20 protein-coding genes and 1 pseudogene are annotated in these 22,424 nt (G+C 36.7%); 18 read left to right on the top strand and 3 right to left on the bottom strand.

What is annotated here, in order from left to right; all coding sequences use genetic code 11:
* Positions 1-44: 44 nt before the first annotated feature.
* Positions 45-569, bottom strand: a complete 525-nt coding sequence (locus tag C7390_RS07855) for a hypothetical protein (protein ID WP_022501557.1) — start codon at positions 567-569, stop codon at positions 45-47.
* A 261-nt stretch (positions 570-830) separates the two neighbouring features.
* Between C7390_RS07855 and C7390_RS07850 the strand changes: the two genes are divergently transcribed.
* The 17 genes from C7390_RS07850 to C7390_RS07770 all read left to right on the top strand — a co-directional run bounded on the left by C7390_RS07850 (position 831) and on the right by C7390_RS07770 (position 20,926).
* Positions 831-2,957 carry a putative bifunctional diguanylate cyclase/phosphodiesterase gene (locus tag C7390_RS07850; protein WP_318295612.1) on the top strand — a complete coding sequence of 709 codons (2,127 nt, stop codon included), beginning with the start codon at positions 831-833 and terminating at the stop codon, positions 2,955-2,957.
* Positions 2,954-4,273, top strand: a complete 1,320-nt coding sequence (locus C7390_RS07845) for a dihydroorotase (protein ID WP_022501555.1) — start codon at positions 2,954-2,956, stop codon at positions 4,271-4,273. Before C7390_RS07850 ends, C7390_RS07845 begins: the two co-directional genes overlap by 4 nt.
* A 37-nt stretch (positions 4,274-4,310) precedes the next feature.
* The gene (gene pyrF / locus C7390_RS07840; protein WP_055176331.1) at positions 4,311-5,234 is read left to right on the top strand and encodes an orotidine-5'-phosphate decarboxylase; all 924 of its coding nucleotides are present in this window, start codon (positions 4,311-4,313) and stop codon (positions 5,232-5,234) included.
* 76 nt (positions 5,235-5,310) lie between these two features.
* On the top strand, positions 5,311-6,606 hold the full coding sequence (locus tag C7390_RS07835; protein ID WP_278320138.1) for a dihydroorotase: 1,296 nt from the start codon (positions 5,311-5,313) through the stop codon (positions 6,604-6,606).
* A gap of 23 nt (positions 6,607-6,629) precedes the next feature.
* Positions 6,630-7,439 (top strand): dihydroorotate dehydrogenase electron transfer subunit, encoded by an 810-nt coding sequence (locus C7390_RS07830; RefSeq protein WP_022501552.1) that lies wholly within the window; start codon positions 6,630-6,632, stop codon positions 7,437-7,439.
* Positions 7,439-8,377 carry a dihydroorotate dehydrogenase gene (locus C7390_RS07825; RefSeq protein WP_022501551.1) on the top strand — a complete coding sequence of 313 codons (939 nt, stop codon included), beginning with the start codon at positions 7,439-7,441 and terminating at the stop codon, positions 8,375-8,377. The genes C7390_RS07830 and C7390_RS07825 overlap by 1 nt, the downstream gene beginning before the upstream one ends.
* Before the next feature lie 127 nt (positions 8,378-8,504).
* On the top strand, positions 8,505-9,404 hold the full coding sequence (locus C7390_RS07820) for a phosphate ABC transporter substrate-binding protein (protein WP_318255831.1): 900 nt from the start codon (positions 8,505-8,507) through the stop codon (positions 9,402-9,404).
* A gap of 514 nt (positions 9,405-9,918) precedes the next feature.
* Positions 9,919-10,851 (top strand): phosphate ABC transporter permease subunit PstC, encoded by a 933-nt coding sequence (gene pstC / locus C7390_RS07815; RefSeq protein WP_116443910.1) that lies wholly within the window; start codon positions 9,919-9,921, stop codon positions 10,849-10,851.
* A 74-nt stretch (positions 10,852-10,925) separates the two neighbouring features.
* Entirely contained in the window at positions 10,926-11,801 is an 876-nt protein-coding gene (pstA, locus tag C7390_RS07810; RefSeq protein ID WP_022501548.1) for a phosphate ABC transporter permease PstA, read from the top strand.
* A 29-nt stretch (positions 11,802-11,830) separates the two neighbouring features.
* Complete coding sequence (gene pstB / locus C7390_RS07805; RefSeq protein ID WP_055306810.1) at positions 11,831-12,622, top strand: phosphate ABC transporter ATP-binding protein PstB; 792 nt, start codon at positions 11,831-11,833, stop codon at positions 12,620-12,622.
* Between the two features lie 111 nt (positions 12,623-12,733).
* On the top strand, positions 12,734-13,564 hold the full coding sequence (locus C7390_RS07800; protein ID WP_070101489.1) for a PHP domain-containing protein: 831 nt from the start codon (positions 12,734-12,736) through the stop codon (positions 13,562-13,564).
* Positions 13,565-13,675: 111 nt separating this feature from the next.
* A complete protein-coding gene (phoU, locus tag C7390_RS07795) occupies positions 13,676-14,326 on the top strand; it encodes a phosphate signaling complex protein PhoU (RefSeq protein WP_055176319.1) in 651 nt (216 codons plus the stop codon).
* A 137-nt stretch (positions 14,327-14,463) separates the two neighbouring features.
* Positions 14,464-16,257, top strand: coding sequence for a Na/Pi cotransporter family protein (locus tag C7390_RS07790; protein WP_116443909.1), 1,794 nt, complete (start codon positions 14,464-14,466; stop codon positions 16,255-16,257).
* Between the two features lie 90 nt (positions 16,258-16,347).
* On the top strand, positions 16,348-17,031 hold the full coding sequence (locus tag C7390_RS07785; RefSeq protein ID WP_022501543.1) for a response regulator transcription factor: 684 nt from the start codon (positions 16,348-16,350) through the stop codon (positions 17,029-17,031).
* Complete coding sequence (locus C7390_RS07780) at positions 17,031-18,398, top strand: sensor histidine kinase (RefSeq protein WP_022501542.1); 1,368 nt, start codon at positions 17,031-17,033, stop codon at positions 18,396-18,398. The genes C7390_RS07785 and C7390_RS07780 overlap by 1 nt, the downstream gene beginning before the upstream one ends.
* A gap of 198 nt (positions 18,399-18,596) precedes the next feature.
* A complete protein-coding gene (locus C7390_RS07775; protein WP_116443908.1) occupies positions 18,597-19,976 on the top strand; it encodes an MATE family efflux transporter in 1,380 nt (459 codons plus the stop codon).
* A 182-nt stretch (positions 19,977-20,158) separates the two neighbouring features.
* On the top strand, positions 20,159-20,926 hold the full coding sequence (locus C7390_RS07770) for a Uma2 family endonuclease (RefSeq protein WP_116443907.1): 768 nt from the start codon (positions 20,159-20,161) through the stop codon (positions 20,924-20,926).
* Positions 20,927-21,115: 189 nt separating this feature from the next.
* On the opposite strand, the gene C7390_RS13900 is transcribed toward C7390_RS07770, so the two are convergent.
* Together C7390_RS13900 and eno are read right to left on the bottom strand one after the other, a co-directional pair.
* Positions 21,116-21,229, bottom strand: coding sequence for a hypothetical protein (locus C7390_RS13900; RefSeq protein ID WP_456362884.1), 114 nt, complete (start codon positions 21,227-21,229; stop codon positions 21,116-21,118).
* Positions 21,218-21,517 (bottom strand): annotated as a pseudogene (gene eno / locus C7390_RS07765) (phosphopyruvate hydratase); the annotation flags it as partial. The gene C7390_RS13900 and the pseudogene eno, both read right to left, overlap by 12 nt.
* 131 nt (positions 21,518-21,648) lie before the next feature.
* Here eno and C7390_RS07760 point away from each other — a divergent pair.
* Positions 21,649-22,407 carry a LytR/AlgR family response regulator transcription factor gene (locus tag C7390_RS07760; RefSeq protein ID WP_022501538.1) on the top strand — a complete coding sequence of 253 codons (759 nt, stop codon included), beginning with the start codon at positions 21,649-21,651 and terminating at the stop codon, positions 22,405-22,407.
* Positions 22,408-22,424 lie beyond the last annotated feature (17 nt).

The raw sequence follows: 22,424 nt of genomic DNA, 5'->3' as shown, positions 1-22,424 counted from the left end.
TGCCCAGCGGTAATATAGTAAAACTACACAACGTCCGTATGAGCCTAGTACACTATCCTGCACTTATTTCTATCTACATGCTCCATAATAAATCCGCCCACATTCTTCTTGATATTCTCAGGCATATCATTACTATTAAGCATTACAACCATTTGCTTCCCATTAAACAACATATAATATCCATATTTGAAATATACAGTTGTGAATTGTTCCCATTCGTAAGTATATATTAAATTATGGTCTGGGATATCAGCAAGTATCGCGTTATCCATTAATGTTATTGTGCAGGGAGCATCTTCTGATGCATCTCTGTGCTTCAAGTGGTAATTAACGCTTGATTTGAACTGGAATGCAAATATATATATAGGATAGAACCAGCATATTGCATATATAATTAATAAAAATGTGTTGTATCTGCCAGAGGCAAGCATAATTATTGAGATAACGGCAGGAACCCACGAAAGTATAAGTTCGACAGGGTTTCTTAAAAATCTGTTCCAGAATACAATCTTTTTGTAATCATTGCCTGAAGCTTTCAGGGTAGTATTATATTTGTAAATATTATCCATAAATTCTCCTGTTCTTACATAGTAATGTGCTGCAATATTTTAATTAAGTGTTCTGCATACACCAGTTGGAAAACACTTGCAGAATGAGTTTATAAAATCTGCATAAAAATATAATATTCATAATATCACGCATAGTTTAATAAAACAATTAAAAATTGAATTTCATTTCGTATGTAATTTAAAAAATATATAAAAACAGTTCCCAAACTGGTATAAATATTATATAATTAGTCTATGTAAAACATTCCGGAGGCAGGAGTTTTGGGAGAGACTAATAAGAAGTTTGAAGTGTTGTCAGAGTTGATAGAAAGCCTTGAGTCAAGAGATACATTTCAGCATACAGTAGAACTAATATTACATAAGACTATAGCATACATTAATGCTGATTGTATTGCATTGCTTCAGAAGGGTTCAGATGATGAATGGACAGTAATTGCATCTGAGGGTGAATGTATAGAGGAAGCTAAGAAATGCGATGTTATGGCACTGAATGGTGAGAACAGCATAAGCGTTCCTATTAGGATTAATGACATAGATGCTATGCATTTTGTCATATATGATAAGAACAATATAAAGCTATGGTCCGATAATGAGGACAATATGCATTTTATATATGATGTTACAGGTATTATTCAGAGTATTGCCCAGATGAGAGTAACTAATAATTCACTGCTCTCATCATATGAAGTCTTAAAGGATATTCTTAATAACATAGGTTCAGGTATTATTGTATGTGATACTGCTACAGGCAATATTCTGTTTGAGAATAAGGTGGCGGCTGAGTCGAAGGAGATTAAAGATACAATAAAAGAATGTATGCAGGATATTCTTGTACCGGCAGAAGAAGATGTAGAGAAGACCCTTGAAGAATATATTAATAATGCTGAGGGCAATAATATTGATGGATATTATGATTTTTCTGATTATACAAGAGAATACATAAGACCTGTGGAGAAGTATAATGCTGAGTCAGGTCTGTGGTTTGAAGTAAGATTTACCAAGCTTATATGGATAGATGCAAGTGAGGTGATTGTATGTACAGCTTCTGATATAACACAGAAGAAAAAGAATCAGCAGAAGATTGAATTTCAGGCACATAACGATTTCCTTACCGGTCTTTATAATCGTATGAAGTGTGAGTCAGACTTAAAGACTATAATTAACGAAGCTATAAGAGATGGTGTTAAGGGTGCGGTTTTGTTTATCGACCTTGATGATTTCAAGCACATTAATGATGGTCTTGGACACCAGTATGGAGATATTCTTTTACAGCAGATTGCGGCAGGACTTCAGACTATAGTAGGTCTTAGAGGCAGATGTTACAGAATGGGTGGTGACGAATTTGTTGCCATAGTAATGCCTGATATGTTCCTTGAATTAGAGAGAATTGCCAATAAGGTTAAAGAGATATTTAACAAACCGTGGTATCTTATGGAGACAGAATATTTCTGTACTATGAGTATGGGTATTGCGGTATTTCCAGATGATAGCAAAGATGTACACGAGATTATCAGAATGGCTGATATAGCAATGTATGAGTCTAAGAAGAATGGTAAGAATGGATATTCTTTTTATGATGTGTGCAACAAACAGAATTCTGTAAGACGCCTTGATATTGAAAATAATATGCGGCAGGCTGTTGCGACAGGAATTGATGAATTTGTTGTATTCTACCAGCCTGTAGTTGATATTAACACAGAGGAATGTGCATCGTGTGAAGCACTGGTAAGATGGGACAGTAAGTCGCTTGGATTTATGGGTCCGGGTGATTTTATTCCGCTTGCTGAATATCTTGGACTTATAACTTCAATTGGTGATTATGTTCTTGAGGAAGCCTGCAGACAGTGCAGATACTGGAATGAACATGGTATGCCGGATTTCCATATCAATGTTAATCTGTCGGTTGTCCAGCTTCTTCAGAAAGATATAGTAGATACAGTAGCTAAAGTGCTTAAGAAGACAGGAGTTAATCCTAGGAATATCGTGCTGGAGATTACAGAGAGCTTTGCTATTAATGATATGGACAGGGTTCTTAATATAATTAATGGCATAAGGGAATTAGGACCAAAGATAGCTCTTGATGATTTCGGTACAGGATATTCATCACTTAACTACATTAAACAGCTTCCTTTTGATATTATTAAAGTTGACAAGACATTTATTGATGATATAACGGAAGATGAGTATGCACAGGCATTCATTAAGCTTATAGTTGAATTGTCTGCTACTATAGGAACTAAGATAGTTGTAGAAGGTGTTGAGGATAAGAGCCAGTTAGATATATTAAGAGAGCTGGGTGTTGACTTCATACAGGGATACTATTATGGTAAACCTGAACCTGCTTACGAGTTTGAAAGATTAAATTTTAAGGGGAGGATTAATATATGAGAATGTTGATTAAGAACGGAAGAGTTATTGACCCTGCAAGTAACACTGATGACATTAGGGATATTCTTGTTGAAGATGGGGTTATAGCAGAAGTGGCAAAGGATATTGACAAGGCAGCAGATACAGTTATTGATGCTAAGGGCTGTATGGTTATGCCAGGACTTGTGGATTTACATGTACATTTCAGAGAACCAGGCTTTGAACATAAGGAAACAATAAGAACTGGTGCAAGAGCTGCGGCAAGAGGTGGATTTACAACAGTGTGTCCAATGCCTAATACTAAGCCTGCAATTGACAGCGTTGAGATGGTTGAATACATAAAGAATAAGTCAGAAGAAGTAACAGATATTAATATTCTTCCTATAGCAGCTATGACAGCAGGTCAGGACGGAGAGTATATAACTGATTATGAGAGGCTTTATGAGGAAGGAGCTGTAGCAGTAAGCGAGGATGGGAAGTCTGTTATGAATGCTAGAGTAGCAAGACAGGCTATGAGGCTTGCGGCAGAAGTAGGAATACCGGTATTTGCACATTGTGAAGATAAGGATCTTGCAGCAAGGGGAGTTATGAATGCCGGCAATAAAGCAAGAGAACTTGGATTTTACGGAATTATGAATTCTGTAGAAGATATTATGGTGGCAAGAGATTTACTCCTTGCTAAGAATACGGGTGCCAAGCTTCATATATGCCATGTTTCAACAGAGGACAGCGTAAGAATGATAGCGGCAGCCAAGAAAGAAGGTCTTGATGTTACAGCAGAGGTAACGCCACACCATTTAACACTTACAGAAGATGATATTAATGAAGATGATGCTAACTACAAGGTTAATCCGCCATTAAGAACTAATAAGGATAAAGATATGCTTATTAAGGGCCTTAAGGACGGAACAATAGACATAATTGCAACAGACCACGCACCACATCATCTTACAGAGAAAGACAGAGGTTTTGTAGAAGCACCATTTGGAATATCAGGTCTTGAAACAGCTGTTGCTATTATAATGACAGATCTTGTTAAGAAAAATGTTATTACACCTCTTGAGATGGCAGATAAGATGAGTTATACACCTGCTAAGATTATCGGTATAGACAAGGGAACACTTCTTGTTGGCAAGACTGCTGATATTACTATAATTGATCCGGATGCAGAGTATGTTATAGACAGTAAGACATTTGCTTCAAGAGGCAAGAACACTCCATTTAACGGCAAGAAGGTAAGTGGTGAGATTAAGTATACAATAGCTGGTGGTAAGATTGTATATTCTAATATCAACGGAACAGAAGTTATTATTGATAAAGATGTTCCAAAGTTGTAATATAAGATAGATTAATTGATATGTAAGGAGAATATAGATGATTAACAAATTAGTTGACAAAATCGTTAAGACAAATGCACCTGTAGTTGTAGGCTTAGATCCTATGATGAAGTATATTCCAGAGCATGTTCAAAAGGAAGCTTTTGAGCAGTATGGAGAAACTCTTGAAGGTGCGGCAGAAGCTATCTGGCAGTATAATAAGGCAATCATTGATAATATATATGATATTGTACCAGCAGTTAAGCCACAGATTGCTATGTATGAGCAGTTCGGTATTGAAGGACTTAAGGTGTTTAAGAAGACTGTTGATTATTGTCACGAGAAGGATATGGTTGTAATCGGTGATGTTAAGAGAGGCGATATAGGTTCAACATCTGAGGCTTATGCAGTAGCACATCTTGGAAAGGTTAAAGTTGGTTCTAAGCTTTTAACACCATTTGATGAAGATTTTGCAACAGTTAATCCATATCTTGGTTCTGACGGAATTAATCCATTTATTAAGGTATGCAATGAGGAAGACAAAGGTATATTTATCCTTGTAAAGACTTCTAATCCTTCAAGTGGAGAATTTCAGGATCAGCTTATAGACGGCAAGCCATTATATGAGCATGTAGGTGCTAAGGTTAATGAATGGGGAAGCCAGTGTATGGGCGATACTTATAGTAATGTAGGTGCGGTAGTTGGTGCTACATATCCAGAGATGGGTAAGGTATTAAGAAAGGTTATGCCAAAGGCTTATATCCTTGTTCCTGGTTACGGGGCACAGGGTGGCAAGGCTGAAGACCTTACAGCATTCTTTAACCCAGACGGACTTGGCGCGATAGTTAATAGTTCAAGAGGAATTATAGCTGCATATGCTAAAGATGAGTATGCTAAGTTTGGAGCTAAGAATTTCGGTGAAGCTTCAAGACAGGCAGCTCTTGATATGATTGCAGATATTAATGGAGCACTTGGAAAGTAAATAATTATTATAATAAGCGGCAGTACCACTCAGCAACAGACTGGTAATGCCGCTTTTATAAAGAATGGAGATAATATTGAGAACTTTAATTAAGAATGGACATATAATAGATCCGGCAAGACATATGTCATATAAGGCAGATATTCTTGTGGAAAATGGAATAATAAGCGGTATAATACAGGTAAAAGCATTTGATGTGCCTGTATCCGACATAGCTGTAGATGAAGTAATTGATGCAGAAGGTCTTGTGGTAGCACCGGGTCTTATAGATACACACGTTCATTTCAGGGATCCAGGTTTTACTTATAAAGAAGATATTAATACAGGAGCTGCGGCAGCTGCGGCAGGAGGTTTTACAACAGTTCTTTGTATGGCTAATACTAATCCTATAGTAGATAATAAAGAAACGCTGCAGTATGTAATAGATAAGGGAAGAACTACGCCGATAAATGTATATTCAGCTGCGGCAGTATCTAAAGGCTTTAAGGGAGAAGAACTTACTGACTTTACGGAACTTAAGAATGGCGGGGCACTTGTATTTACAGATGATGGTATTCCACTTAAGAGTGAAATGCTTGTAAAGGAAGCTATGCAGAAAGCTAAAGAGCTGGATATGCCGTTAAGTTTTCACGAGGAAAATCCTGCATATATAGAACAACAGGGAATTAATAAAGGCGTTGTATCAGACAAGCTTAATATAGGTGGAGCACCAGCCTGCTCAGAGTATATGATGGTAGCACGGGATTGTATGCTTGCACTTGAAACCAAGGCAACAATATGTATACAGCACATAAGCTCAGCGGTATCAGTAGAGCTTGTAAGGACAGCTAAGAAGTTGGGAGCAGATGTACATGCAGAGTCTACTCCACAGCATTTTTCGCTTACAGAAGACATTGTGCTTGAGAAAGGCACACTTGCAAGAGTTAATCCACCAATAAGAACAGAAGCTGACAGGCTTGCTGTAATTGAAGGCCTTAAGGACGGAACAATAGACATAATTGCAACAGATCACGCACCACATAGCAAGGATGAGAAAGCTAAGGAGTTCAAGGCAGCACCGAGCGGAATGATAGGGCTTGAAACATCACTTGCACTTGGAATTACTAATCTTGTAAAGAAAGGCTATTTAACACTTGAGGAACTGCTCACTAAGATGACAGTTAATCCAGCAAAGCTTTACAAAATGGACAAAGGCTGTATTGAGGCTGGAAAGATAGCTGATTTGGTTATATTTAATCCAGATGAGGAGTGGGAGGTTACAGAGAATTTCGTATCGAAAGCTAGTAATTCACCATTTATCGGACAGAAGCTTTATGGTAAAATAAAATATACTATATGCAATGGAAATGTTGTATACAAGGATTTGAAATAATTAATTAAGAATGGAGAATACATATGTCATACAGAGAAAATGCATTAATAATTAAGACTTCGTGTTTAGCCGAAGGCATATATGAAATGTGGTTAAAGACAGATAAGATGGCAGGAGAGGCTGTACCGGGACAGTTCATATCGGTATATTCTAACGATGGAGCAAGACTTCTTCCAAGACCAATAAGCATATGCAGAATAGATAAAGATAATTTAAGGATTGTATACAGGGTTGCTGGAAAGGGGACAGAGGAGTTCTCTAAGATGAAGGAGGGGGAATATGTTAATATTCAAGGACCTCTTGGCAATGGATATGATATTAAGTCTATTATGGAATATGTAAAGAATGTCACAGGAAATGATTGTGCTGACACAGAGTTAAAGGCAATTCTTTTTGGTGGTGGAATTGGTGTTCCTCCAATGCTTGAGCTTGCTAAGCAGCTCGAATGTAAGAAGCAGGCTGTACTTGGTTACAGAAACTCACAGATGTTTTTAAAAGATGAATTTGAGCAGTTTGCTGATGTATATGTTGCAACAGAGGACGGAAGTGCTGGAACTAAAGGTAATGTATTAGATGCAGTAAGAGAGAATAACTTAACAGCAGATGTAATATTTGCCTGCGGCCCTACACCAATGTTAAGAGCAATAAAGGAATATGCGGTAAGCAATAATATCGCCTGTTTCGTATCCTTAGAGGAAAAAATGGCTTGCGGAATAGGAGCGTGCCTTGCCTGCGTATGTCAGTCAACAGATATTGATGACCATTCAAAGGTTAAGAATAAGAGAGTATGTAAAGAAGGCCCTGTATTCAATGTTAAGGAGGTAGAGTTATAATGGCTAATAGAGTAAATCCAATTAATCCGGCAGACGTTAATATGAAAGTAAATATTGCGGGAGTTGAATTTAATAATCCTGTTACTGTTGCCTCAGGAACATTTGGTTCAGGTATGGAATATTGTGAATATGTAGACCTTAATAAATTAGGTGCGGTCACAACTAAGGGTGTGGCAAATGTACCTTGGCCGGGCAATCCAACACCTAGAATAGCAGAGACTTACGGTGGAATGATTAATGCAATCGGACTTCAAAATCCGGGGCTTGATACATTTGTAAAGAGAGATATTCCATTTCTTAAGCAGTATGATACTAAGATAATAGTAAATGTGTGTGGAAAGACAGAAGAAGATTATGTTGATGCTGTGGAAAAGCTAGGCGAACAGCCAGTTGATATGCTTGAGATTAACATATCCTGCCCTAATGTAAAAGAGGGTGGTATTGCTTTCGGACAGGTTCCAGCTTCAGCAGAGCGTATTACAAAGGCGGTAAAAAAGGTTGCCAGGCAGCCTGTAATTATGAAGTTAAGCCCTAATGTGACAGATATTACAGAGATGGCTAAAGCTGTTGAGGCAGGTGGTGCTGATGCGGTATCCCTTATTAATACATTAACAGGAATGAAGATTGATATTAATAGAAGAACATTTGCTGTTGCCAATAAGACAGGCGGTCTTTCAGGTCCAGCTATAAAGCCTGTTGCAGTAAGAATGGTATATCAGGTTGCCAATGCTGTAGCACTTCCTATTATTGGAATGGGCGGAATTGCCAATGCAGATGATGCACTTGAGTTTATTATGGCAGGTGCAACGATGGTATCAGTTGGTACAGCTAATTTTAATGACCCTCTTACAACAATTAAGGTTGTGGACGGAATAAGAGATTATTGTGCTAAAAATGGAGTAGCAGACATTAACGAGCTTATTGGCTGCGTTAAGTAAAATTATAATTTAACAAAGACTTTACATAGATTTCTCGTAGCAGTGGTATTGCATTTTACATACCACTGCTATTCTTTTATCTGTCGATAAGACATAGACCTTTAAAAGAAAAGTGAGGAAAAAATTTATGAGAAAGATGAATTTTAAGAAAAGCGCAGCTGTAATTCTTAGTACAGTATGTATGGTAACAGCACTTGTTGGCTGTGGAAGCAGCAGTGCAGATAATGGAGCAGATGCAGACTCTAACCTTAGCGGAAGCATAACAGCAGCAGGTTCATCAGCATTAAAGCCACTTGTTGATGATGCGGCAGACCTTTTTAATGAAAAATATCCAGATGTTAACATAACAATCGATGCAGGTGGTTCTGGTGAAGGACTTAAGCAGGTATCAGAGGGAACAGTTAACATTGGTAACTCTGATGTGGAGGCAGCAGAAAAGCTTGATGCAGCTAAGGCAGCAGAACTTGTAGACCATAAGGTATGTGTAGTAACAATGGCACCTATCGTAAACAAGGACGTAACAGCAGGTGGTGTTAAGAACCTTACAAAGGCACAGCTTACAGATATTTTTACAGGAAAGATTACTAACTGGAAAGAAGTTGGTGGTGCTGATGAAGCAATCGTGCTTATCACTCGTCCAGAATCTTCTGGTACAAGAGCAACATTTAAGAAATACGCATTAGATGGTGCAAGCGAAGCTTCTAACAAGTCAATGGAAACAGATGACTCAGGCGTACTTTTACAGAATGTTAAGACAACAAAGGGTGCTATCGGATATGTAGCTTTATCTTACCTTGTAAGCAATCCAGGCGTTGATACAGTATCAATTGATGGTGTTGAACCAACACTTGAGAATACATATGCTGGCAAATACCCAGTATGGACATACGAGCATATGTACACAAAGGGCAACGCAGATGAAGTATCCCAGAAGTTCCTCGACTACATCACATCAGATGAATACGGCAAGAAAATGGAATCATTAGGCTACGGCGTATCATCAAAGATGACAGTAAAAGAACACTAAAAAATAGTTGTTAAAACCCCCTTAATTAAAAAGTAAGATAAAATCTTACAAATCATCAGCAACCAAAATTAACATTAAAAGATTGAAAGAAAATCAATCAAAAACACAAAGAAATAGGTTATCAAATAAGTAACCAGTTTAGGCGAGCAGATTTCCTGCCCGCCTAAACGCATAGAAATTAATAACATATAAAATGAAAATGTAAAAAAGAAATAACAAAGAGCAAATAACGAAGAATAAACAACAAAGAGTAAAGAAGATACATAAAGCTGATAAACAATTCAACGCAGATTAATCGCAACCCAGTTGTGTGGAGTGTTATATTGCAAGCTGGGTACTGTTGAAACCGTCGGCACTTAGCGGCTGTCCTTTAGCCGCTTAGTACCGCTACGGTTTCAAGTAGCGGGAGCGTGCCCAGCGGTAATATAACACTCCGCACAACGTCCGTAGCTATTAATCCCCCCGCCGTTGAATATATAACAGCCACATTTTATATGTTAAGAATGGAGAAAGTATGAATATTAAAAGAGGTATGTTTACCAAAGAGTACCTGTGGCGTACAATCGTCACCCTGTGTGGTCTTTTCGTTATAGTGCTTACTCTTGGAATAGGTGGATTTCTTGTATACAAGGGTTCAGGAACATTCTTAAAATTCAATCATTCAATCGGTGAGTTCCTGTTTTCACCTGACTGGGCACCTATAGACAATATGGAAGGCGGCGGTTCAGTAGGTACACTTATATTTATAGTAGGTTCATTAAGCACCTGTGGTCTTGCACTGTTTATTGCGACACCATTTGCACTTGGTTCAGCTATATTTATGACAGAGATTTCACCTAAATTTGGTGAAAAATTTTACCGCCCTGTAATCCAGATATTTGCAGGAATTCCTTCAGTAGTATATGGCTGGGTCGGACTTACCGTGCTTGTGCCATTTATAAGAGATATGTTTCACAGACAGGTAGGACATTCAATATTAGCGGCAGGTATTGTGCTTGCAATAATGATATTCCCTACAATAACAAGTGTGTCAGCAGATGCAATCAGGTCAGTTCCTAAAGATTACAGAATGGGTGCTTATGGAATGGGCTCAACACGCTGGCAGACAATATATAAAATAGTGCTTCCAGCTTCAGCTTCTGGAATATTCTCAGGCATAATACTTGGTCTTGCGAGAGCGTTTGGTGAGGCATTAGCAGTTGCGATGGTAATAGGACAGACAACAGCACTTCCAGACAGCATATTCTCAACAACCAAATCATTTACAACAGAGATAACAGCCCAGATGGGAAATGCGATGGAAGGCGGAGAAACTAAGACAGCGTTGTGGACACTTGCATTGCTTTTGTTCCTTATATCACTTTTGTTCATATTTTTAATACATTTTCTGTCTGCTAAGCAGTCAGAAGAATCTGGAAATAAAAAGAAGGGTGCAAAGACTAATTAAAATCACCTGTTAAAGTTAATAAAGGGTGAAAATGAATATTTGTGCGCAGAAGCGTGCACAGAAATGGAGATTATATGAATAGGATAAAACGTGCCAAGGCACAGGATAGAGTAATGACAGTTATATTTTACTGTATAGCCGTATTCTTCTTTGTGCTTCTTGCGGCATTTGCCGGATATGTAATTATTAAGGGCTTTGCGGGTGCAAAACTTTCAATGTTCGGCTTTACAAGGCGTGGTGCTATAGGCAACCAGCTTTTTAATACGATATATCTTGTATTCTTGTCATTGCTTATAACAGTACCAATTGGAACATTTGCTGGAATATATCTTGCAAAATATGCCAAGGGAGGACTTATTACAAAGTTCATAAGAATATGTATAGAGACACTTTCGTCACTTCCATCTATTGTTGTTGGTTTATTTGGCTACCTCATCTTTCTTGTAATTATAGGACTGGATAAAAGCCTTATGGCTGGAGCATTGTCCGTATCAATCATAACACTGCCACTTATAACAACAACAACAGAGGATGCCATAAAAGGACTCCCTAAGGGATATTTTGAAGCGGGTATGGGACTTGGTTCAACACGCTGGCAGGCAATATTCCACATATTACTGCCAGCCTGCCTTCCAAGAATTATGACAGGTGTAATACTTGCAGCAGGACGAGGCTTTGGTGAAGCGGCAGTTCTTTTGTATACAACAGGTTCAGGAACTAACATAAGATGGGGCAACTGGAATCTTGCATCATCAACCTGTCCACTTAACCCATTTCGTTCAGCAGAGACATTATCATTGCAGATATGGGATTTACAGGTTAATGGACAAAATCAGGACCTGGCTAACCTTGCATCAGCAGTACTTCTTATACTTGTGCTTGCATTCAGCATAGGAGCTAACGTGTTAAGTAATAAGATAAATAAGAAGAACTCTGGTGAGAAAGCGTAGAAATGAGGATAAGTATGAGTAATATAGATATGAATAAGAATTCTGAAAATGGAAGCAGTAATTATACAGGTGATGATAAATTTGTAATCAAAAATCTTAATCTTCATTATGGGGATTTTCACGCATTAAAAAATATTAATATGAATATTCCTAAAAATCAGATTACAGCATTTATCGGACCATCTGGATGTGGTAAATCTACATTTTTAAAGACACTTAACAGAATGAATGACTTAATTGAGGGTGTTAAGATTGATGGTGAAGTATACCTTGACGGAGCCAATATATTTACAGAGATGGACGACATAACATTAAGACACAGGGTTGGAATGGTATTCCAGCAGCCTAATCCATTTCCTAAAAGCATATATGACAATATAGCTTACGGACCAAGGTTATTTGGAGTGCACAAGAAAGCAGAACTTGATATTATAGTAGAAAAAGCTTTAAAACAGGCTGCTATATGGGACGAGGTGAAGGACAGACTTAAAAAGTCAGCTCTTGGACTTTCAGGTGGACAGCAGCAGAGATTATGTATTGCAAGAACTCTTGCAGTTGAACCTGAGGTTATTCTTATGGATGAGCCGACATCAGCCCTTGACCCAATATCAACTTCAAGAATTGAAGACCTTGCGATTGAGTTAAAGAATGATTATACAATAATAATGGTAACACACAATATGCAGCAGGCGACAAGAATATCAGATAATACAGCCTTCTTCTTGTTAGGAGAGATGATTGAATACGACAAGACAGAGCAGTTATTCTCTATGCCTAAGAACAAGAAGACAGAAGATTATATTACAGGACGTTTTGGCTGATAATTACATATTTTAGTACCTTGTTATTAAAATATTTAAGAAGTATAATAAAGTTAATTAGTTGTAATGTGATTAATTAATATAGATATATAAATGCGAGGTATTTATTATATGGAATACGTTAAATTCGATATGCACTGTCATACAGCCGAGGGTTCAGTAGATGCCAAGGTTGGGATAGATGATTATATCAAGGTACTTAAGAGCAAAGGTTTTAAAGGAATGGTTGTAACAGACCATGACTCATATGGTGGATATGATGCGTATCTTTCATATGGTAAGAAATATGATGATTTCGTGGTATTAAGAGGCATAGAATATGATAGTCTGGAGTTCGGACATTTTATAGTTATTCTTCCACAGGATACACCTAAAGAGGTGTATGAGCTTATGAGATATAAGGGCCTTACTTTAGATAAGCTTATATATATTGTCCATTGTTGTGATGGAATATTAGGACCTGCACATCCTTATGGAGAACCATTTATGAGCTTTGCATCTACTATGTACTGGAATCAGTCAAAGCAGATTGCACATATGGTTCATTTTGATTTCGTAGAAGGTTATAATGCCTGCGAGAGTGATAAAAGCAATAAGTATGCAAGAAAGTTCGCCAAGGGGTGCAGGGTAGCACTTACAGGCGGAAGTGATGCCCATAACAGTAATTGTGTTGGTATGGGATATACACTTATTCCAGATACAATAAAGACAGAGGACGACCTTATAAAATATTATAAAGATGGCAATCATCCTAAGGTTGGTGGAACAAGATATATATATACAACCAAGGACAAGATAGGAAAGCTTAACAAAGTGCTTGTATATTCTTTTTATATGTATAACAAGATTGGAGCGATGTTTAAGTATCCTAAGAGAGCGAAAGCGTTCAGAAGTGCGTTAAGGGCATTAAACAGACGTTTTATAATATATAGAAAAAGATAATCTGTAATGACCAGAGAATTCATCATATTAACTTAATAGAACCTGTCAGCAATATTGAAATAATTGAGTGTTAGACCGTGTGCCAATAGAAGCACAGGAAAAGAGGTTAATATGAGAAATAGATTTGACAGACAGTTAGTACAACTTAATAATGAATTAATCGAAATGGGTGGCATGATTGAGAAGGCTATATCTGATACAGTAAAGGCACTTGTTAATCAGGATATTGAACTTGCTTCAAATGTAATAGAATATGACGAGGAGATTGATCATCAGGAACGTGAGATTGAACAGTTATGTCTTAAGTTATTATTACAGCAGCAGCCGGTTGCAAAGGATTTACGACTTATATCAGCAGCATTAAAGATGATTACAGATATGGAAAGAATAGGGGATCATGCAACTGATATTTCAGAGATTACAATAGAACTTTCTAAAGAATCATATATTAAGAAGCTTGACCATATACAGCAGATGGCTAAAGAAACTATGGTAATGCTAGTCCAGAGTGTTGAAGCATTTGTTAACAAGGATATGGATAAGGCAAGGACGGTTATCGTACACGATGATGTTGTTGATGATTTATTCAACAAGGTAAAGGCTGAGCTTATAGCTATGATTCACGAAGATGTTAATGCAGGTGAGCAGGCATCAGATCTGCTGATGGCTGCTAAATATTTTGAGAGAATAGGGGATCATGCGACTAACATATCAGAATGGGTTATATTCTCTATAACAGGTCAGCACCCAGATGATAAATAATAATCAATAATGGTTATTTAACATTAATTTTACATTTTACATTGAATTTACATAAGGTTCATATAAGTTTCATATAACTGTTTTACACTCCAAAATGTAAACAAAAAGTAAAGTCTATAAGAAATTTTGGAGGAAAAATGGATATATTTGGTGTATTAGCATTACTTGGAGGATTGGCGATATTCCTCTATGGAATGGATTTATTAGGTGAAGGCTTAACGGGAGCATCAGGAGGAAAGTTAGAGAATATACTTGAAAAGCTTACTTCTAACCCGATAAAGGCTGTTCTTTTAGGAGCTGGTGTTACAGCAGTTATACAGTCATCATCAGCGACGACCGTTATGGTTGTAGGTTTTGTTAATTCAGGTATTATGAAGTTAAGACAGGCAATTGGCATTATAATGGGTGCTAACATAGGTACTACCATAACTTCATGGATATTAAGCCTTACTGGTATTGAGAGTGATAATTTCTTTATAAGAATGTTGAAGCCAACATCATTTTCACCAATCCTTGCAGTTATTGGTGTTGTGATGCTTGTATTCCTAAAGAAAGACAAATTTAAAAATCCAGCTAAGATATTTATTGGATTTGCACTTCTTATGTATGGTATGGAAGCTATGAGTTCATCTGTAGAGCCGCTTGCCGAAGTCCCACAGTTTCAGGCTTTATTAACAACATTTAAAAACCCAATACTTGGTATGATTGCAGGACTTGTATTTACAGCAATAATACAGAGTTCATCAGCTTCAGTTGGTATATTACAGGCATTATGTTCTACAGGAATATTAAGCTATTCAACTGTTCTTCCTATAATAATGGGACAGAATATCGGTACTTGTGCAACAGCTATGTTATCAAGTATTGGTGCAAGCAAGAATGGTAAAAGAGCAGCTATAGTTCATCTGTACTTTAATGTTATAGGTACAGTTGTATTTATGACGGTGTTCTATACAGTTAATATGTTTGTACATTTTTCATTTCTGAATGATACAGCTAATGAGATGGGAATTGCGGTAATACATACAACCTTTAATATTATTACAACTGCACTTCTTCTTCCGTTAAGAAATGTGCTTGAGAAGCTCGCATATATGACTATAAGGGTTGATGATGAGGAAAAGGCACTTATGGAAAGACAGAGTGTTAATGAATTTGCACTTTTAGATGACAGATTTCTTGAGTCACCAAGCCTTGCAGTTGAACATTGTAAGACAGTTATAGGCAATATGGCTGATATATCAAGGGAGTCATTATTTACAGCACTTGGACTTATCGGTAATTATGATGAGAATAAGGCATTGTATGTTGGTGAGCTTGAGAGCAGGGTTGATAAATATGAAGATGAGCTTGGTACATATATTATGAAGATAAGTACCAAGATACTTAATAAAGATGACTCAGAGACACTTAATATGATGCTTCACAGCATAGGCGATTTTGAAAGAATATCAGACCACGCCTGTAATCTGTGCGACTCTGCAAGAGAATTGCATAATAAGCAGATGGAATTCTCACCTAAAGCTAAGACGGAGTTAGATATATTATGTTCGGCAGTAAGAGAGGTTGTAGATATATCCTTTGATTCCTTTAAGACTAATAATATTAAAGAAGCAGATAAAGTTGAACCATTAGAAGAACTTATTGATACATTAACAGTTGAGCTTAAAGCTAGACATATAAGAAGATTAAGAGAAGGAAAATGTACTATTGAACTGGGATTTGCACATTCAGATATTCTTAATAATCTTGAGAGAGTGTCAGACCATTGTTCTAATATAGCAGTAGATGTTATCCAGTCAGATAAGGAAAATTTTGATACACACGAATATCTTGATGCAATGAAGAACAGGGATAACCAGCAGTTTGCAAGAGAATATAAAGAATACAAGGAAAAATACAGACTTCCAGAAACTAGAAAATTTGTGTAAAGCGTAGATATCAGCGGATACATTTTGTATAATTTTTTAAAGATAAAATGTATTAATATGCTGAAATCTGTCGCAGAAATCGAGGATATTATGGCATATGTATATGTTGTTGAAGATGATAAAAATATAAGCGAGATTGAAAGCTTTGCTTTAAAGAATGCAGGGCATACAGTTGTTGAGTGTGCAAGCGGCAAAGAATTTCATAAGCTTATGAGAGACAGAATACCAGATATGATACTTCTTGATGTTATGCTTCCAGATGAAGATGGATTAGAGATATTAAGAAAGATAAGACAGACTCCAGAGACAAGAAGAGTTCCTGTTATAATGGTTACAGCTAAGACAACAGAGCTTGATAAAGTTAAAGGACTTGACCTTGGAGCTGATGATTATATAACCAAACCATTTGGAATTATGGAATTAATATCAAGAGTTAAAGCACTTCTTAGAAGGACAGGAAGTTCTGATGAAGAGAAGCTTATAGGAATTGGAAGTCTTTTTATTGATGATGAAAAACGAGTTGCATATGTCGATGATAAACCTGTTGAGCTTACTTATAAAGAGTATGAATTATTAAAATATCTTGCACTTAACCGTGGAATTGTCTTGACAAGGGATAATATAATGGACAGAATATGGAGTACAGATTACGAGGGCGAGTCAAGAACTCTTGATGTTCATATCAAGACATTAAGACATAAGCTTGGTACGGCTGGTAATTATATAAAGACTGTCCGTAATGTAGGATATTTTATGGATGATGAGGCCAAATAATGAAAAAAAGAATTAATCTTTTGTATATGATAATGGCACTTGTTACTATTGTGGCATCTGTATCTATAGCGTGTACTGTGTTCTACAATGTACTAAAGCATGAAGTGCTTGAAGATATGCACAATTACATAGATGTGTTTATTGGTGCAGATGCCTGGGGAATGGTAACAGACCCTGACAATATAGTTGAACAGAAGGTAATTGATAATTACGATGGAAATCTTAGAATAACATTTATTAATTCACAGGGTTATGCGGTAGTCGATACACTTGTTGATATTGATAAAATGGAAAATCATAACGAACGTCCTGAGGTTGTTGCGGCTAGACGGAATGGTTATGGATGTGACATAAGAAGGTCCGTAACACTTAATAAGAATTCTTATTATTATGCAGTTGCACTTGATAATGGATATGTGCTAAGAGTTTCAAGGGAAGTAAGCAGTATGACGAGTATTATGACAAGTATGCTCCCTGTTATAATTGTGTTATGTGTAATTCTCTTTATAATCTGTATGATAAGTTCACATTTTCTGACAAAAAGCATTGTCGAGCCGATTGAGTATCTTGCCAATAATATGGATGCTTCGGAGTCGGTTAAAGTGTATAAGGAGCTTGTTCCATTTGTCACAACTATTAAAAGGCAGCACGAGGATATTATGCGCAATGCCAATATGAGGCAGGAATTCACGGCAAATGTTTCGCACGAATTAAAGACACCGCTGACATCAATATCAGGCTATTCTGAGCTTATTGAAAGTGGTATGGCGGCAGGTGATGATGCCAAGAGATTTGCAGGTGAAATACATAAAAGCTCACAAAGACTTCTCTCGCTTATCAATGATATTATAAGGATATCAGAGCTTGATGCCATATCGACAGAAGAAATATTCGAGACAGTTAATCTGTATGAAACAGCCAGGTCAACGGTGCAGATGCTTGAGATAAGTGCACAGAAGCACAGCATTATTATTGATGTTACAGGAAGTGATGTTAATATTACTGCTGATAAGCAGATGCTTGAGGAGCTTATATATAACCTGTGTGATAATGCGATACGTTACAATAATCCGGGTGGAAAGGTTAAGGTATCTGTGTATACAAGACAGAATAATGGTGTGACTGAAAATGTTCTTGAAGTAGCGGATAACGGTATAGGAATACCTAAGGAACATCAGGACAGGATATTTGAAAGATTTTACAGAGTTGATAAGAGCAGGTCAAAATCTACTGGTGGTACAGGACTTGGGCTTGCGATTGTAAAGCATATAGTAGCCAAACACCATAATGCACATATAGAGCTTGAAAGTGAATTAGGAAAGGGAACTACTATAAGAGTTGTATTTGCTGATAATATGACAGTATAGGCAGTATACTGATTTGATATTAGTAGGTATCAAAGTCGGGGCTTTTGACCCCGGCATCATTATATAATTAAATATACAAATATTGTAGTTAAAGTATGTAAATATTGCAGTTAAATATGTAAATAAAGGTTGACGTTCGCTTATTAATTGATTATCTTATACGAGGTAAGTTAGTTAAGAAATGGAGCGTCAATTTTTATGAGTAAATTATTAGCAGATAAAAAGAAATTATTTGATATTGATAAGGATAATCTGATGTTTCACAATAAAGCACTGTTTGCACTTCTTATACCAATAGTTGTCGAACAGCTGCTTAACTCATTTATGGGTATGGTGGATACTATGATGGTAAGTAACCTTGGAAGCCAGGCAATATCGGGTGTATCGCTTGTTGACTCGGTTAATAACCTTATCGTACAGTTATTTTCTGCTATGGCTACAGGTGCGGCAATTATATGTTCACATTATATAGGAATGAAAGACCGTGAGGGTGCTAATAAGGCGGCAAGACAGGTTGTGCTTACAGTTGCCACAATAGCAGTTGTCATAACAATAGCAGGACTTATATTAAGAAGACCTCTTTTAAGTTTTATATTTGGTAAGGTAGAACCTGAGGTTATGAGCAATGCAGTAACATACTTTCTGTATACAGCGTTAAGTTATCCATTTCTTGCGTTGTTTAGTGCAGGCTCAGCGATATTCAGATCGTGTGGTAATTCAAGATATCCTATGATGGTATCAGTAATCTCTAACGTAATAAATGTATGTGGAAATGCACTTCTTATGTTCGTATTTAATATGGGAGTTGCAGGTGCAGCTATATCAACACTTGTATCAAGAGTGTTCTGTATGGTTGTTATATTTATTGCATTATCCAAGCCAAAGATAGATATAGTAGTATCAGAATATCATAAGATAAGACCTGATTATAAGCTTATAGGCTCGATACTTGCGATAGGTGTTCCGTCAGGAATTGAGAACAGTATGTTCCAGTTCGGTAAGCTTGCAATCCAGTCAACAGTATCAACTATGGGAACAGCGGCTATTGCGGCACAGGCTATGACTAATATATTAGAAAATGTTAATGGTGTCTTTGGAATAGGTGTTGGTATATGCCTTATGACTGTTGTAGGACAGTGTCTTGGAGCAGGAAGAAAAGAAGAAGCCAAGTATTACATAGTCAAATTGTGCGGAATAGCAGAGATAGGAATTATTGTATCTTGTATTATCGTGTATGCACTTGTACGTCCTATAACGATTCTTGGTGGAATGGAGACAGACAGTGCAAGAATGTGTATAGAGATGGTTGGTGCGATAACAATATATAAGCCAATTGCGTGGGTATTCTCATTCGTTCCAGCATACGGAATGAGAGCGGCAGGAGATGTAAAGTTCTCAATGATAACATCAATGACAACTATGTGGTGTTGCAGGGTTGCATTGTGTATTGGTCTTGTTAAGGTATTCAATATGGGACCAATGGCAGTGTGGTATGGTATGTTCGCAGACTGGACAGTAAGAGGAATAGTCTTTGTAAGCAGATACTTTAGCGGTAAGTGGATTAAGAAGGTTATATAGTATATAGCATATGGAATGGGCATTTAATACAATGATAAAATTGTTAAAAGATTAAATGGTAAATTAATAAAGATTAACGGTTAAAATTATATATAATACCGGTTGACAAATGGAAATTCACCTCCTATACTTTAATTAAAGTAACTTATAGACATTAGACCTATTATACGGAGGTGCTGCATATGACTATTCAGGAGATGAAGGATAAGAAGAAAGAGAAAGGGTATACATATGCGCAGATGGCTGAGTTATCGGGAGTACCCTTAGGAACAATACAGAAGATATTTTCTGGTGAAACAGAAAGTCCACGATATGATACGCTTCTGGCACTTGAACAGATTTTTACAGAGCAATCTGTAGTGTGCGAGGCTGCGGCTTCTTATAAGACTGACAGGAATGGAAGTTATACGCTTGATGATTATTATGCCCTTCCAGAGGATCAGAGAGTTGAGTTAATTGATGGATATTTCTATACAATGCTGTCTCCTACATTCGGACATCAGTCAATTGCAGGGGAAATACACCGTCAGATTGCGAATTATATTATGGAGCATAACGGAAGCTGCCGGCCATTTATTGCACCGGTAGATGTACAGCTTGACTGCGATAATAAGACAATGGTTGAGCCAGATGTTGGCATAATATGTGACCCTTCCAAGATTAAGAGATTTGGAATATATGGAGCACCGGATTTTGTTCTTGAAGTAATATCTCCATCTACTAAGAAAAGGGACTATGCCCTTAAGCTGTCAAAGTATATGGAAGCTGGTGTCCGTGAATATTGGATAGTGGATTTCGTGCAGGCGAAGATACTTGTATATTATTTTGAAGGTGACAATTATCCAGTTATATATGGATTTGACAAGCCAGTTCCAGTGAATATCTATGGTGGTGACCTTACTATAGACTTTTCTAATATTGCTAAGTGGCTTGAGGAAGGGATGGAATAAGGAAAGTGCCGATAAAAAGTGCCGATAAAAAGTGCCGATAAAAAGTGCCGATAAAAAAGTGCCGATAAAAAAGTGCCGATAAAAAAGTGCCGATAAAATTCGAGAGAAATAAAAATATAAGCTGTAAGTGCCAAATCATCTTAGCACTTACAGCTTATTGTTATGTATACATTTAATTAATGAACATAATTAATGGACATTAAATGCCTTAATTCCAGGATATACGGCTGAGTCACCGAGTTCTTCTTCAATTCTAAGTAACTGGTTATACTTAGCAACACGTTCTGAATGATAAAGAGGAATATCAAGAGCAATGCTTGCAGCTTTACAGCAGGCGATTGATGCAGCAAGTATTGCATTAGCACCAAGCTTAGATTTATCCTTAGTTCCGTCAGCTTTTATTATAGCAGCATCAACAGCATATATATCAGACGCATCAAGACCTACAAGTGTATCATTGATAATTGTATTAATATTATCAACAGCCTTTGTAACTCCTTTGCCTAAATATCTTGACTTATCACCATCCCTTAACTCAAGAGCCTCAAATTCACCAGTTGAAGCACCAGACGGAGCAGTACCACGACCAACAGTTCATATGGGTGTTTAGATACAGAATTTATTCTGAATAGCACTGATTAAATACCAAATAACACATCTCAATTGAAAGTGTATAGTCATTGTGATACATTTTATTTATAAATAAAGAAATGAGGATTAGTATGAAAACAGTAGAGATAGCAGTATGCGATGATGAACAAGTGCATATAGACAGAATTGTTAAATATATAGAGGTATATTCGGAAGAATCTGAAATAAATATTAATATAACATCATATAATTCAGGAATGGCATTGTTGAAGGATATAGAAAATGATGATTTAAAGTATGATATTATATTTCTTGATGTTGAAATGCCAGAAATTAATGGAGTAGATATAGCAAGGCAGATACGTAAAATTACACAAGATGTAATAATATGTTTTGTGACGAGTTTTGATAAATACGCAATACAAGCTTATGGTGTTGAAGCATTAGCATATGTTGTAAAACCAGTTGCATATGCTGAATTGAAAAGAGTGCTGTCAAGAGCTGTTGTATTGGTGCAATATACATTTGATTATAAGGAAGCAGAGGAACGATACATAGAGGTTCCTGTTTCGAGAAATACCCGAATAGTAGACGTAAGGACTATACAGTATATTGAAAAACGAAGAAATCAATGCGTTTTACATTGTACAGATGCAGAGATAACGTGTTATGAAACATTAAAGAAGATTTGTAGTAAGTTAGATCAAAATATATTTATATATGTGCATCAAGGGTATATAGTCAATTTTGATGCAATAAAAGAAGTTAAAGAAAATGTGGTATGTCTTGGTGATGGCGTTGAAGTGCCACTAAGCAGAAGTCATTATAAAGAAGTTAAGAATAGGCATATGAGTAAAATAAGAAAGCTGCTTGAAGAAAGAAAAATGTAGAGATAACACTATTATTA

Source organism: Bacteroides galacturonicus (assembly GCF_003096855.1).
Lineage (GTDB): Bacteria > Bacillota > Clostridia > Lachnospirales > Lachnospiraceae > Lachnospira > Lachnospira rogosae.
This window is presented reverse-complemented; position numbering and strand designations above follow the sequence as displayed.

Excerpts from the sequence above, each read along its gene's own strand:
- pstC (WP_116443910.1), top strand. The coding sequence starts at position 9,919 with ATGAATATTAAAAGAGGTATGTTTACCAAAGAGTACCTGTGGCGTACA.
- pyrF (WP_055176331.1), top strand. The coding sequence starts at position 4,311 with ATGATTAACAAATTAGTTGACAAAATCGTTAAGACAAATGCACCTGTA.
- C7390_RS07820 (WP_318255831.1), top strand. The coding sequence starts at position 8,505 with ATGAGAAAGATGAATTTTAAGAAAAGCGCAGCTGTAATTCTTAGTACA.
- C7390_RS07775 (WP_116443908.1), top strand. The coding sequence starts at position 18,597 with ATGAGTAAATTATTAGCAGATAAAAAGAAATTATTTGATATTGATAAG.
- C7390_RS07855 (WP_022501557.1), bottom strand. The coding sequence starts at position 569 with ATGGATAATATTTACAAATATAATACTACCCTGAAAGCTTCAGGCAAT.
- C7390_RS07800 (WP_070101489.1), top strand. The coding sequence starts at position 12,734 with ATGGAATACGTTAAATTCGATATGCACTGTCATACAGCCGAGGGTTCA.
- pstA (WP_022501548.1), top strand. The coding sequence starts at position 10,926 with ATGAATAGGATAAAACGTGCCAAGGCACAGGATAGAGTAATGACAGTT.
- phoU (WP_055176319.1), top strand. The coding sequence starts at position 13,676 with ATGAGAAATAGATTTGACAGACAGTTAGTACAACTTAATAATGAATTA.
- pstB (WP_055306810.1), top strand. The coding sequence starts at position 11,831 with ATGAATAAGAATTCTGAAAATGGAAGCAGTAATTATACAGGTGATGAT.
- C7390_RS07760 (WP_022501538.1), top strand. The coding sequence starts at position 21,649 with ATGAAAACAGTAGAGATAGCAGTATGCGATGATGAACAAGTGCATATA.
- C7390_RS07770 (WP_116443907.1), top strand. The coding sequence starts at position 20,159 with ATGACTATTCAGGAGATGAAGGATAAGAAGAAAGAGAAAGGGTATACA.
- C7390_RS07785 (WP_022501543.1), top strand. The coding sequence starts at position 16,348 with ATGGCATATGTATATGTTGTTGAAGATGATAAAAATATAAGCGAGATT.
- C7390_RS07825 (WP_022501551.1), top strand. The coding sequence starts at position 7,439 with ATGGCTAATAGAGTAAATCCAATTAATCCGGCAGACGTTAATATGAAA.
- C7390_RS07830 (WP_022501552.1), top strand. The coding sequence starts at position 6,630 with ATGTCATACAGAGAAAATGCATTAATAATTAAGACTTCGTGTTTAGCC.
- C7390_RS07790 (WP_116443909.1), top strand. The coding sequence starts at position 14,464 with ATGGATATATTTGGTGTATTAGCATTACTTGGAGGATTGGCGATATTC.
- C7390_RS07845 (WP_022501555.1), top strand. The coding sequence starts at position 2,954 with ATGAGAATGTTGATTAAGAACGGAAGAGTTATTGACCCTGCAAGTAAC.
- C7390_RS07780 (WP_022501542.1), top strand. The coding sequence starts at position 17,031 with ATGAAAAAAAGAATTAATCTTTTGTATATGATAATGGCACTTGTTACT.